Origin of the sequence: Mesorhizobium amorphae, assembly GCF_014843845.1 — a bacterium.
Taxonomy (GTDB): Bacteria; Pseudomonadota; Alphaproteobacteria; order Rhizobiales; family Rhizobiaceae; genus Mesorhizobium; species Mesorhizobium amorphae_A.
In genome coordinates, this window is record NZ_JHQS01000117.1 from 1 (window position 1) to 13040 (window position 13040).

At 59.3% G+C, this 13040-nt stretch carries 11 protein-coding genes; 10 read left to right on the forward strand and 1 reads right to left on the reverse strand.

Annotation, left to right across the window (positions count from 1 at the left end; genetic code table 11):
• Both DH08_RS36720 and DH08_RS30500 read left to right on the forward strand, forming a co-directional pair.
• The coding region (locus DH08_RS36720; RefSeq protein WP_246801087.1) for a hypothetical protein at positions 1–302 on the forward strand (302 nt) is incomplete at its 5' end.
• A 44-nt stretch (positions 303–346) separates the two neighbouring features.
• On the forward strand, positions 347–1606 hold the full coding sequence (locus DH08_RS30500) for a TRAP transporter large permease (RefSeq protein ID WP_345892472.1): 1260 nt from the start codon (positions 347–349) through the stop codon (positions 1604–1606).
• 4 nt (positions 1607–1610) lie between these two features.
• Here DH08_RS30500 and DH08_RS30505 read toward each other — a convergent pair whose 3' ends face one another.
• A complete protein-coding gene (locus tag DH08_RS30505) occupies positions 1611–2393 on the reverse strand; it encodes a GntR family transcriptional regulator (RefSeq protein ID WP_192182945.1) in 783 nt (260 codons plus the stop codon).
• A gap of 138 nt (positions 2394–2531) precedes the next feature.
• Here DH08_RS30505 and DH08_RS30510 point away from each other — a divergent pair, with 138 nt between their 5' ends.
• The 8 genes from DH08_RS30510 to DH08_RS30545 all read left to right on the forward strand — a co-directional run bounded on the left by DH08_RS30510 (position 2532) and on the right by DH08_RS30545 (position 12534).
• Complete coding sequence (locus DH08_RS30510) at positions 2532–4583, forward strand: hydantoinase/oxoprolinase family protein (protein ID WP_192182946.1); 2052 nt, start codon at positions 2532–2534, stop codon at positions 4581–4583.
• A complete protein-coding gene (locus tag DH08_RS30515) occupies positions 4580–6256 on the forward strand; it encodes a hydantoinase B/oxoprolinase family protein (RefSeq protein WP_192182947.1) in 1677 nt (558 codons plus the stop codon). Before DH08_RS30510 ends, DH08_RS30515 begins: the two co-directional genes overlap by 4 nt.
• Before the next feature lie 11 nt (positions 6257–6267).
• On the forward strand, positions 6268–7140 hold the full coding sequence (locus tag DH08_RS30520; protein ID WP_192182948.1) for an isocitrate lyase/PEP mutase family protein: 873 nt from the start codon (positions 6268–6270) through the stop codon (positions 7138–7140).
• A gap of 146 nt (positions 7141–7286) precedes the next feature.
• A complete protein-coding gene (locus DH08_RS30525; RefSeq protein ID WP_192182949.1) occupies positions 7287–8441 on the forward strand; it encodes a M24 family metallopeptidase in 1155 nt (384 codons plus the stop codon).
• 20 nt (positions 8442–8461) lie between these two features.
• Positions 8462–9547: an ABC transporter substrate-binding protein gene (locus DH08_RS30530; RefSeq protein WP_192182950.1), complete on the forward strand. Its 1086-nt coding sequence runs from the start codon at positions 8462–8464 to the stop codon at positions 9545–9547.
• 94 nt (positions 9548–9641) lie between these two features.
• Positions 9642–10766 (forward strand): ABC transporter ATP-binding protein, encoded by a 1125-nt coding sequence (locus tag DH08_RS30535; RefSeq protein WP_192182953.1) that lies wholly within the window; start codon positions 9642–9644, stop codon positions 10764–10766.
• 11 nt (positions 10767–10777) lie between these two features.
• Entirely contained in the window at positions 10778–11698 is a 921-nt protein-coding gene (locus DH08_RS30540; protein WP_246801089.1) for an ABC transporter permease, read from the forward strand.
• Positions 11699–11757: 59 nt separating this feature from the next.
• Positions 11758–12534 (forward strand): ABC transporter permease, encoded by a 777-nt coding sequence (locus DH08_RS30545; RefSeq protein ID WP_246801091.1) that lies wholly within the window; start codon positions 11758–11760, stop codon positions 12532–12534.
• Positions 12535–13040: the final 506 nt, after the last annotated feature.

A 13040-nucleotide genomic window follows, 5' to 3' on the forward strand; every position in this document is an offset into this window, starting at 1 on the left:
GCCCTCGCCTGATATCCCTGTCAGCGGTCCCTTCACGTCCAACCTCAGATAACGTGACAGCGCCCGCGGTGGTAATCCTCGTGCTCGCACTATGCCTCTATCTGTGCCGCTACCACCTCCTCGCCATCGAGACCGCCTACGTCCGGGGCACGCGCAGCAATACGCTTGCGCAAACTCCGCTGTGGCTCCCGATGGTAGTATTCGTGGCCGGCCTCGTGATCTTCATGATCCAGCTTCTAGCCTATGCGCTTCGCCTGCTCGGCGGCGGGGCCCTGATCCGCGACAACCACGAAAGCGCCTAACCAGATGGGTTTCGAAGCCGTCTTTACCGCAGTGGCCGTGCTCGGTGCTCGCCTATCTGGCGGTCGGCATGTGGATATTCGCCGCACTGCTACTTGTCGCCATCACGAGTCTCTACCTGCTTGCGGGGTTCTCCCTCGACCGCATCGGTTTCATCATGCAGTCGGTCACATGGTCGGCCGCCAACCGCTGGGAACTCTCCGCAATCCCGATGTTCGTCTGGATGGGCGAACTGATGTTCCGCACCGACATTTCGAGGCGGCTCTTCAACGGCTTGGCGCCGTTCGTCTCGCTGCTTCCAGGCAGGCTTCTGCACGTGAACATTCTCGGCTGCACGCTGTTCGCCGCCGTCAGTGGGTCGAGCGCAGCGACGACCGCGACCGTAGGCAAGATCACCACGGGCGAGCTGCTAAAGCGTGGCTATGCGCGCGACATGTCGATCGGTTCGCTCGCTGGCGCGGGAAGCCTGGGCCTGATGATCCCGCCCTCCGTCGTGCTGATCATCTACGGAGTGCTCGGCGAGGTCTCGATCACCAAGCTGTTCCTAGCCGGAGTCGTTCCCGGGCTCATGATCGCAGCCATGTACTCGCTCTACATCATGCTGGTCGCAGCGAGGCGCGAGGGCACGACGCCCGTCGACGAGCCGCGTTATGCGGCCCGCGACTACGTGGCCGGCCTGATCACGCTCGCGCCGGTGATCGTGCTGATCGGAAGCGTGCTGGGCGTCCTCTACTCGGGCATCGCCACGCCTTCGGAGGCAGGCGCCGTCGGCGTCGGCGTCAGCCTCGCCGTGATCGTGCTGACTGGTCAGTTCAGACTTCGGGTCATCGCGGAATCGGTCCAGGCGGCCATCGTGACCTCGGCGATGCTGTGTTCGATCCTCATTTCCGCCAGCTTCATGTCGACAGCCATGGGCTATCTGCATATCCCGGCAACCATCGCCGGGGCCATAGGCAGCCTCGACCTCGGCCCGTACGGCTTGATTGTAATGCTCGCCCTGTTCTACCTGCTGCTTGGCATGTTCCTGGAGGGAACATCGATTACGGTAATGACGCTGCCGATCACCCTGCCCCTTGCGGTCTCAGCCGGGTGGGATCCGATCTGGTTCGGCATCTTCCTGGTCGTCATGGTGGAGATGGCGCAGATCACTCCGCCGGTAGGATTCAACCTCTTCATCCTGCAGTCGCAGACAGGCGACAGCATCGTGCGCGTGGCGCGCGCCTCGTTTCCCTTCTTCCTCTTGATGTGCTTGGCGACGGTGATCCTCGTCGCCTTCCCGGATATTGCGCTCTGGTTGACCAGGTAGAGGATCAGAAGGACATGTCGGCGGCGAGGCTGTTCGTCATGTATCCGAGCACGCGCTTGCGGAAGAGTTCCGTATGCGCCCGCGCGATCTCATCTGCGGCATTGGCATCCCCGGACACAATATGGCCGGTTATGATCCGGTGCTCCTCTATGATGGTTTCGATGTGCTGATCGCGTCTGGTTTCGGTGCCTTCATAAGCGAGCGAAATCCGCGAAAGCCGCAGTCCCAGCGCGAGCAGCTGCGCGTAGTGCTTCGCCACGAGCGCGTTTCCAGAGGCGACTCCGATCGCTTCGTGGAATGCCAAGTTCGTGTCCATCATGCCGGCAATATCGCCCTCCGCGGCAGTCTTCTCGAAGCGGCGGCGTTCAGCATCTATAGCAGCGATGTCCTGCTGCGTGCGCCGCAGTGCTGCCCAGCGCGTCACCATGCGCTGTGCGGCATCCAGCGCTTCGAAAAACTCCCGGACGCCCGATAGGTCGACCCGCGAGACCCGCGCCCCACGATTTGGCAGCATTTCGACGAGGCCTTCCGCCGCGAGCTGTATCAGCGCCTCTCGGATGGGAGTGCGCGAGACGCCGAGTATCCCGATCAGGACCTGCTCGTCGAGATCCGCGCCCGGTTTGAGCTGAAGCGCCAGGATCTGGCTGCGGATTTCCTCATAGGCCCAGCGGGTGCCCGTTCCCTTCGGACGGCGGTCCTTCGTCATTTCCATATCCGTTGCCCCGATCCTTGCATTTTTCGTGTGTTGCTCGCCCCGGCCGGGCATCGCTCCCGCCGACAGTTTCACGGCCAGGCTCCGTTCGACGCCAACGACTTATACGCAGTCAACGCTCTCAAAGCCACACCGTACAAGTCGTCCATGAAAGAGATTGACAATTATGTATGGAATCAAATATTCACATAGTATACACGACTGGAGTGGCGCATGAAAATCGTTGGTGTTGATGTCGGGGGAACGTTCACGGACTTCCACGTCTTGGACGTAGGCACGGGTACGTCGCAGGTATTCAAGCTGTCTTCGACTCCGGACAATCCCGCCGACGCCATCATCGACGGCCTTCGGGAAATCGTCGCTCGCGGCCTTGCCGGTGCAGATGAGATCGACCGGATTTGCCACGGAACTACGGTCGCGACTAACGCCCTTATCCAGCGCAAAGGCGGGCGCATCGCACTGGTCACGACCGAAGGGTTCCGCGATCTACTTGAGATCGGGCGGCAGACCCGCCCGCATATGTATGATCTCAAGCTCGATCACCCCGCACCACTCGTCGACCGCGAGCTGCGCCTAACCGCCCCGGAGCGCGTCGACGCGAAAGGCGCTGTACTGCGAGAGCTCACGGACGGCGACATCGACGAAATCGTAGAGGCTTTGAAGGCATCCGGCGTCAGGTCCTGCGCAGTCTGCCTGCTGTTCTCGTTCCTGAATCCAGAGCACGAGCGCAGGCTGGCGGCGGCCATCGAGGCGGCAGGTATCGAGGTCTCGCTATCAAGCGAGGTTCAGCCGGAGTTCCGTGAGTACGAGCGCATGTCGACGACGGTGCTCAATGCCTATCTCGTCCCGGTCATGAACCACTATCTCGAACGGCTGGAGAACGTACTGGCCGAGGAGCTGCCGGTAGCGAGCGTTGGCATCAACCAGTCCTCGGGAGGTCTCATGTCCGTGCGTCAGGCGCGCCGATTTCCGGTGAGGACGGCACTGTCAGGTCCTGCCGGCGGCGTCATCGGTGCCGCGTACGTCGCACGCCACTCGCACGCCGATCACATCATCACCCTAGACATGGGCGGAACGAGCGCCGATGTGTGTCTGATCAGCCACGGGCAGGCGGGTGTGGCCTACGATCGGTCGATAGGCGGCTTCCCGGTCAGGCTTCCTATGGTGGACGTTAACGCCGTGGGCGCTGGCGGTGGCTCGATCACCTGGTTCGACGCCGGCGGGATGCTGAGGGTGGGACCGTATAGCGCCGGTGCCAAGCCGGGACCGGCCTGCTACGGCTTGGGCGGGACGGAGCCGACCGTCACGGACGCCAACCTCATCCTCGGCCGTCTGTCTTCGCGTGGCCTACTCGCCGGTCGTGTTCCCCTCAAGGTCGATCTTGCGCGCGAGGCCTTCCGGCCGGTCGCAGAACGGCTCGGCATGTCGATCGAACACGCCGCGCTTGGCTGCATCGACATTGTCGTAGCCAACATGGTGCGAGCCATCCGGTCTGTATCGGTCGAGCGAGGCCATGATCCACGCGACTTCACGCTGATGCCGTTTGGCGGCGGGGGGCCGCTTCATGCCGAGGACGTGGCCCGGGCGCTGTCGATGGGCAGCGTCGTCGTTCCGCCACATCCAGGCATCTTATGTGCGCAGGGCATCGTAGTATCCGATCTCAAGGAGAACATGGTCCGGACCCACCGCATGCCGCTCGTCGCTGCATCGGTACCGGCGATCCGCTCGGTCGCGGCGGACTTGCTGGAGGAGGCGGAACGATGGTTTGAGATCGAGGAGATATCACGCGAGCATCGCACCGCGATCTTGTCGCTAGATTTGCGCTATGTCGGCCAGAACTATGAACTTTCGGTCGAGACCTCGCCAGAACTGATCCGTGAGGTCGCCGCGGATAGTCTCGTCGAGCGGCTCTCCGGTGACTTCAACAGAATTCACGAGGCGAACTACGGCCATCACGATCTGGCCGCGGCGATCGAAGTCGTGAATCTTCGCTGCGTCGCGCGCGGCCGTCTTTACCCGTTCAAGAAGGCGGAGGATCGTGAACTGCGGGCCGATCGCCCGACGCCGCGAGAAACGCGAGCGGCCTGGTTTAGCCGGTCGGGGGCCGTGGAAACGCCCATCTATAACCGGGCTGACCTGGCGCCGGGTCACGTCGTCGAGGGCCCTGCCATCATTGAGCAGATGGATACGACCACGCTGGTGCATTCGGGCACGGTTGCCACGGTGGACTCCGGCATGAACCTCTTCCTGGAACTGGCACGATGAAAATGGAAATATCGATTGACGCCGTCACCGTCGAGATCATTCACAACGCCCTCGGTTCTGTGGTGGATGAATCCTTTCTCGCCCTAATGAAAAGCGCCTTCTCGCAGAACATCAAAGAACGGCGGGATCATTCCACGGCGCTTGCCGACACGAAGGGTAGGCTTGTGGTTCAAGCCAAGGACTCGTTGCCGATACACCTAGGCTCGATGATGGGCCTTATGGACGTGCTGCTGAAGCGCGTGCCGCTGGAGGAAATGCGCGAGGGCGATCTGTTCGTCGCCAATGACCCCTTCGAGGCTGGAGGCACCCATCTTCCCGACCTCAACGTCGCGATGCCAGTCTTCGAGAAAGGCAGGGTCGTGGGGTTCGTCTGCAACATCGCGCACCATGCGGATTTCGGCGGCATGACGCCGGGCAGCATGGGCGGCGGCATGACGGAGATCTACCAGGAAGGCCTGCGCGTGCCGCTGGTGAAGCTGTATTCGGCCGGCGAACTGAACCGCGATATCTACGACCTCATCCTTCTCAACACACGCGTCCCCGAGGAGCGCCGGGGGGACATCAATGCCCAGATCGCTGCGGCCCGCCTGGGCGCGCGGCGTTTCGCCGAGGTGATCGGCCGCTACGGTTCGGGAACTCTCACGGCCGCCTTCGACGAGATCATTCGCCGAACCGAGATCCGCATGCGCCACGCGATCAGTCAGTTGCCGGACGGCACGTATCACTTCCGTGATGTCATGGACGACGACGGCTGCGGCAACCGAGCGCTTCCCATCGAGGTCAAGGTGACGATCGCGGGCGACCGCCTGCACGTCGACTTCACAGGAACGGCTCCGCAGACTGCCGGCAACATCAACTGCACTCCCAGCGCCACGCTTTCGGCCATCTCCTACACGATGAAGGCGTTGCTCGACCCGGAAGTCGCCAACAACCAGGGCGTGCTCGACGTCTGCGAGTGGTCGGCGCCGGCAGGCAGCCTCCTCAACGCGACGTTCCCGGCTTCGGTCGCTAATCGCGCACACACCTGCCAGCGCATCATCGACGCCCTGATTGGCGCGCTAGCTCCGGCGTTGCCTGACAAGGCTGTCGGCGCCGGCAATGGCTCGAACACCACCGCCGTCTTCACCGGCATCGATCCTGCTACTGGTCAGCGCTACATCTATTTCGAGACACTGGGCGGCGGCTTCGGCGGTCGTAGCACGCATGACGGCAAGGACGGTGTGCAGGTGCATATCACCAACACCTCCAATTTGCCGGTGGAGGCGATTGAGATGGACTACCCCTTGCGCGTCGTCGAATACGGACTCGTGCAGGATTCTGGAGGCGCGGGCACCTTCCGAGGTGGGCTAGCCCTGCGTCGCGTGCTCAGCCCGATCGGCCACAAATGCACCTTCTCAGGATCTGGCGAGCGTTTCAGCAGCCGTCCCTGGGGTATTTTCGGCGGGCATGACGGCCGTAGCGGTCGCTTCCTGCGCATCGATCTCGATGGCAGCGAAACGGAACTCCCGAGTAAGCCGGCTGGTGTGGATTTCGGACCGGGGCAGGCGGTTGCAATCGAGACCGCTGGCGCCGGTGGTTACGGAGAACCTGCAGGGCGAGACGCGGCGCTACTCGAGCGGGATCGGACATCCGGGAAGTTCTCCAACGCCTTCATCGCGCGCCACTATAGTTGAGGATCGTGTCCATGAATGAAACCACCGCGAAGGTTCAGCAGATTATCGGCGTCTATGATGGGCTCAGCGCCCGCATCGCCGATGCCAAGGGTTTCGACTGGCTGCATGTCGGCGGCTACAACATCTCAGGCTCGGCCCACGGGATGCCGGATGTCGGGCTGTTGACACTCACCGAGAACCTCGACGCTGTTCGTCGTATCCTGGGATGCACATCGCGGCCTGTTTTGGTGGACGGCGATGACGGGTATGGAAACTACCTCAATGTGATGCGGTTGGTGCGCGAGGTGGAGCGTACTGGCGCCTCGGGGATACATCTAGAAGACCAGGTGTTCCCGAAGAAGTGCGGGCACATGGAGAACAAACGCATCGTGCCGGCGACCGCGTTCGAAGCCAAGATCAAGGCCTTCGTGGATACGCGGAAGTCGGAGCGCTTCCTCCTCTTCGCGCGCACAGACGCCATTGCCACTGATGGATTGGAGGCTGCCATCGAGCGCGGCAACCGCTATCTTGAGGCCGGAGCGGACGTGATCTTCGTGGAAGCGCCTGTGTCGCGGGAGCAGGCCGAGGCCATCCCGCGCCTGATCGACGGGCCGGTGATGTACAATTGGGTGTTCCGCGGCAAGTCGCCGCTCATCCCGCGCGAGGAACTCGCCGAGATGGGCTACGCCTATTTCCTGCAGGCCGACGTTCTCTACGCGGTGGCTCATACGCTGGAGCTGTACTTCACCGAACTCAAGACCACAGGTACGTACGGAATGGCGACCGAACGGATGATCTCCTTTGACGCCTTCAATACCCTGGTTGGCCTGGAGAGGATCGTCGCCGCCGAACGCCTTTACGAAGACATTGTGACAAACGGCATTGCCGGAGGCTCAAGGCTTTGACGGTGCCTCCGCACGCGCGATTGGGGTCTGAGACAGACTGGCCTGCCTCAATCAGATAACCAACATTCAAGCCACATTTCTGCTTGAAAACCCAGCCCACACCGTGTATAAGCAAAAGTCTACACCGTGTATATTCGAGGAATGCATTGGGACTCCATTTCACTAAAGACGAATTCGCCAGTCGGCTGAACCGGTGTCGCCGCAAACTCCAAGAGCAAAATCTGGATGGAATCCTGCTCTTTAAACAAGAGAGCATGTATTACCTCACCGGCTTTGACCGGGTCGGCTACCTCTCCTTCCAGACGTTGTTCATAGGGATTGACGGGTCAGTGACGCTCTTGACTCGAAGGCCCGATGCGCTCCTTGCCCGCCATAATTCGATCATCTCCGACATCGAAGTTTGGATCGACCGGACCGGCGTTAATCCGGCAGAAGAAATTAGGCGCATCCTCGAAGCGCGCAAAATGCGCGGAAAGCGGCTTGGTGTCGAATATCACGCGGTGGGGCTGTCGACGCAACGCGGAAAGATGCTTGATGCCGCCCTTGAAGGATTCTGCCATCTTCAAGACGCGTCCGCTCTTGTCGATGACTTGCGCAGGGTAAAATCCGAAGCGGAGATCGCGTATGTGCGCAAAGCCGCTACGCTCGCAGAGGCGATGTATGCCGAGGCCAACCGATTGTCGGTACCTGGAACTTTCGAAGGTGATATTTACGCGGCGATGTACGACGTCGTGATGCGTAATGACGGCGATCCGCCCGGTTCTGGCACTTGGGTGCTGGGAAGCGGCGAAACGGCGCATCTCATGCGTTATCAGAGCGGACATCGCCGTCTTGCTGAGAATGATCTGGTCACGCACGAGTTCGGCGCTGCCTATCGACGCTATCACGCTTGCCTCATGCATTGCGTGGTGATTGGCGAAGTTGACCCACGGCACCGGGCAATGTTCGAAGCATGCCGAAACGCGCTAGACGCGTGCAAAGAAGTAGCGCGGCCGGGACATGCGTTTGGCACCATATTCGACACTTTTGCCAAGACCATGAGCGATGTCGGGTTCGGTCACATGATCTTCAACGCTTGCGGATACAGTCTCGGCGCGTCGTATCCGCCGTCGTGGGCCGAAGAGCCATTCATGCACACGGGGAACCCGTTACCAATCGAACCCGGCATGGTGCTGTTTCCGCACTTGATCCTAATTGATCAAGGTGCCGGCCTCACGATGTCGCTCGGTGAAACCGTGCTCGTGACAGAGGGGGCCTGCGAACCCCTGACACACGCGCCAAGAGAGTTGATAGTGCGCTAAGTCAAGCAAGGGAGAGAAACATGAAACAACTTCTAGCAGCCGGTTTATGTCGTCGGGCCAGTACATCGCTCGTTAGCGCCTTTTTGCTGATTGGGTTCGGACAAATCTCGAAAGCAGAAGAACTAGAAGACCAGCTTGTAATCGCCACGAGTGGAGGAGTCATCGAACAGATATTGAAGGAGCAATTCTACGAGCCATTTACCAAACAGACGGGTGTCAAGATCATTCCCGTCTCGATTGCTGCTAGTACCGAGCAGTTCAGCAAGGTCCGTGCCATGCTCGCGTCGGGACAGCAAGAGTGGGACATTGGTCAAGCCGGAGCTGAGGGATTAATTTCCTTCCGCGACATGCTGTCCAAGTTGGACTGCAAAGCTATTCCGCTCGCGGCAGAAAACGGCATACCGAATACCTGTACAGACTACGGTATGCTCCGTTGGGTATACGGTACCGTGATTGCATATAATGCCGATTCCTTTCCCAAGGGTAAGGAACCACAGAGTTGGGCGGACTTCTGGGACGTCAAAAAATTCCCCGGGCCCCGTGGGCTTGGGGACGCCGGTGCACCCTGGGAAGCCATGATACCAGCTCTGCTGGCGGATGGCGTTCCTGCGGACAAACTATTCCCTTTGGACATTGATCGTGCCTTTCGCAAGCTTGATGAGATCAAACCGTACGTCACGGTTTGGTGGCGCACTGGCGATCAGAGCACTCAGATACTTCGGTCTGGCGAAGTCGTGATGACCAATGTCTGGTCTGGGCGCGCCCTCAACGCGAAATCTTCCGGCGCGCCGGTAGACGTTCAATGGAATCAGGGCCTTCAAGGTACGGATTGGTGGGTCGTGTTCAAGGACGCTCCGCATCCCAACGCCGCCAAAGCCTTCCTGAACTTCTTTATGAGTCGGCCCGAGGCTTCGCTCGCCATCACGCAGAAAGCGTTCTACGACACTTCGAATCGTAAGGCGCTGGATCTTCTGCCTGCTAGCGAGCTTCCGATGCACCAAACTTTCCCCGATAATTGGAATAAGATGGTAGACCTCGACAGCCAGTGGATCGCCGAGAACCGTTCCATGTTGATTGAGCGGTGGACGGCTTGGCTCTCGAATTGAAATAGCGTTGGGAACGCACCCTCTGGGCATTTGCAGCATTCGCCCAGGGGGTGCGAGGTGCGGGAGCTGTAGAGAAGGAGGATGGGCAGTGCTAATGCAAGCAAAAGGGTCTAGACAGTCGCACAATTGCGGGCTTGCCGTACACATTTCGTCCATCTCGCGCCATTACGGAGCGGTTTGCGCGGTCGACAATGTATCTCTTGAGGTGCAGGCTGGCGAGTTTTTCTCGCTGCTAGGTCCTTCCGGTTCCGGCAAGACGACATTGTTGATGATGCTAGCCGGCTTTGACGAGCCGACCTCGGGCAGGCTGGTGGTTGGAGATCGCGACCTGACGCGCGTGCCAGCCAACAAGCGAAACATCGGCATGGTATTCCAGAAGTACGCGCTGTTCCCGCATATGAGTGTGGCTGACAACATTGCCTTCCCCTTGCGCATGCGAGGCCTGTCCAGGGCGGAGCGAGACGAACGCGTGCGTCGTGCGCTCGCTATGGTGAAGCTCGAAGGCTATGACTCGCGTATGCCTGGCCAGCTCTCGGGTGGCCAGCAGCAGCGAATAGCGCTGGCACGAGCAATCGTATTCAACCCACCTGTCATCCTCATGGATGAACCCTTGGGTGCGCTGGACAAGAAACTCAGACAGCACCTCCAACTTGAGATTAAGCAACTCCAAGAGCGGCTCGGGGCCACTGTCATTTACGTCACTCACGACCAGGAGGAAGCGCTCACGATGTCGGACCGCATTGCGGTCCTAAACTCTGGCAAGGTGATGCAGTTTGGTCAGCCAAGTGCGCTCTACCACAAACCAGCCAATGCGTTTGTAGCGGATTTCCTTGGCGAAATGAATTTTATCCCCGGCGAAGTGGTCGGCTCCGAGCGGGATGAGTGTCAAGTAAGAGTAGGAGCTGCGGTGGTCACAGCTCAGGCTCCGGACGGACTTAAGCTGCAAACCGGTACCAAAGTGCGCATAGCGGTGCGACCTGAGAGAATGAGCATTCTAGCTGAGGATGCAGCGAGGGAGCGCACGTCAAGGCTCTCAGGACACGTAACACAACTCGTCTTCAACGGCGCATCGCTAATTGTCCTTGTGGAACTCGACCAGGGACCAACTGTGCGGGCCAGCGTCAACACCCAATCTAAGCTTGCGGAGTTGCAGGTCGGCGAGGCAATAAGCGTCGCATGGTCAGCGCGTGATGCCCACGCTTACCCAGAGCCCGCGTGATGGAGACCTCTTTGTCTACTCACGACGTTACTCCCTCTGCAACTCTGGAGGCCGCACCCTCGCAGACCGATCTCACTGCCGGTGTGTTCTCGCAGCGCGGGCAGTTGCCCGCTGTAACTTCATTAGTGCTGATCGCGCCGTTGGCACTGCTCCTGGGCTGGGCGTTCTTCATGCCGATTGCCAAGCTTCTGTTCCAGAGCATCTCAACTCCCACTTGGACGCTTGAGCACTACTCCAGGCTCATTCACGAACCTCTATATATGCGCATCATTATGCGCACCGTTTTGATATCGCTTTCAACTACTTTAGCCGCGCTCTTGTTAGGGTATCCCATTGCAGTCTTGATGACACGGGCAAAAGGCTTGATGGCGGGACTGGTGGCGGCGTGCGTTTTGGTGCCGCTTTGGACCTCAGTGCTGGTCCGGTCCTATGCTTGGATCGTGCTCTTACGGCGGAACGGAATTATCAACAACGCCTTGCGCGAGTGGGGATTAATTGACCAGCCGTTAAGCCTGCTCTACACCGAAGGGGCTGTTTTGGTGGCGATGATCCATGTGTTGCTGCCTTTTATGATACTTCCGATCTATTCAACATTGATCAATATTTCTCCTGATCTCACTAAGGCGGCGCTGAACCTGGGGGCCAGCGAAGCTCGGGCCTTTCGTACGGTGACGTTACCGCTGAGTCTGCCGGGGGTGTTTGCCGGATGCCTGATGGTGTTCGTGCTGGCACTCGGTTTCTACATCACACCTGCGCTGGTGGGCGGACCTCGCACGCTCATGATAGCAACCCTAATTTCGCAGCAAGCGACGGCGTTTCTCAACTGGCCCTTCGCCGGCGCAATTTCCTTGGTACTGCTCCTGCTATCGCTGGGAATAACCATTGCTTTCAAGCGCTTGCTCCGAATCGAGCGAATGGTCACAGGCGTGTAATGTTCCCCCAGCGCAGGAGAGTGGCTTTGACGGAAGGGTTTAGTTGGCGGGCGACGCGCTTGGGCATCGGCATGTTCTGCACCGCCGTTCTGATTTTTTTGATCCTGCCGACGCTGCTCGTTGTACCGATGTCGTTCAGCGCGACGAGCTATCTGCGCTTTCCGCCGTCGGGATTTTCACTCCAGTGGTACCACGAGTATTTTAAGGATCCCGAATGGGTCAGCGCCACTTTGTTCTCGCTGCGAATAGCGTGCCTGACGATGCTCGCCTCAACAGTGATTGGCACCATGGCGGCCCTAGCGCTCGTCCGAGGCCGAGTGCCAGGGCGAGAAACGATCAATGCCCTGCTCCTTGCACCGCTGATCGTGCCACACATCATCGTCGCGATTGCAGTTTATTTGCAATTTGCACCGTTAAGACTCACTGGAACGACTGTGGGTTTCGTTCTCATCCACTCGGCCCTGGCTGTACCGTACGTGGTGATAATTGTGTCGGTCGGCCTAACTCGAATTGATTTTTCGCTGGAGATGGCGGCATTGAACCTCGGGGCCTCTAGATTGCGCGCATTCCTAGAAGTCACGATGCCGCTAATTATGCCTGCAATTGCAGCTGGCGCAGTATTCGCGTTTCTTGCCTCCTTCGACGAGACAATCGTGTCCTTTTACATCTCTGGAGTGGAGAATAAAACTGTCACGCGCAAGCTTTTTGAGGATATCGACTTCGATCTTTCCCCTGTCATCGCCGCCGTTTCAACTATCTTCGTTGTAGTTACGATCGGCCTAGCGCTGCTTGGAAGATTGGTCAAGACCCGAACGGGGGAGACAACGGCGGTTTGAGCCGGCGCCGACGAGAGGCAAGGTACTGGCAACATGCCAGACAGGGTATTGGAACGCCATGTCGAGGTCAGGTTGTTGTCCATGGACTCCGGGACGCGCTGTGACCAGGCGCAGACAGCTTTCGGCATTGGGGAAGATGCGCACGACTTATACCAGTGGCTTTGAGGTCTGACCTATGACGGCTTTACCGCCCTTCACTACCTCAAGCGGTCAAAACATCGAAGCCGTTGGTAATACCGATTGGGCTAGCACTTCAGCACTTCGGCGCCAGACGCCGATGTGCATCAGTCTTTCCCTTCTGATGATGCGCCGTTGCCCGAGGTCCTTAATTAACTCCAGGCGGGTCAGCGCACCACATGATCAAAAATTCCAATCGCGGACCTATTTGCCATGACGAATTCGCAAGCGTTATCGCGGAGGAGGTCGAACGGCGCTGTCAACGTTATCTGAGGTTGGACGTGAAGGGACCGCTGACAGGGATATCAGGCGAGGGCTCGGGTCACAGC

What these genes read in the sequence shown, in the direction of transcription:
- DH08_RS30535 (WP_192182953.1), top strand. Translation starts at nt 9,642, where the DNA reads ATGCAAGCAAAAGGGTCTAGACAGTCGCACAATTGCGGGCTTGCCGTA.
- DH08_RS30530 (WP_192182950.1), top strand. Translation starts at nt 8,462, where the DNA reads ATGAAACAACTTCTAGCAGCCGGTTTATGTCGTCGGGCCAGTACATCG.
- DH08_RS30515 (WP_192182947.1), top strand. Translation starts at nt 4,580, where the DNA reads ATGAAAATGGAAATATCGATTGACGCCGTCACCGTCGAGATCATTCAC.
- DH08_RS30520 (WP_192182948.1), top strand. Translation starts at nt 6,268, where the DNA reads ATGAATGAAACCACCGCGAAGGTTCAGCAGATTATCGGCGTCTATGAT.
- DH08_RS30510 (WP_192182946.1), top strand. Translation starts at nt 2,532, where the DNA reads ATGAAAATCGTTGGTGTTGATGTCGGGGGAACGTTCACGGACTTCCAC.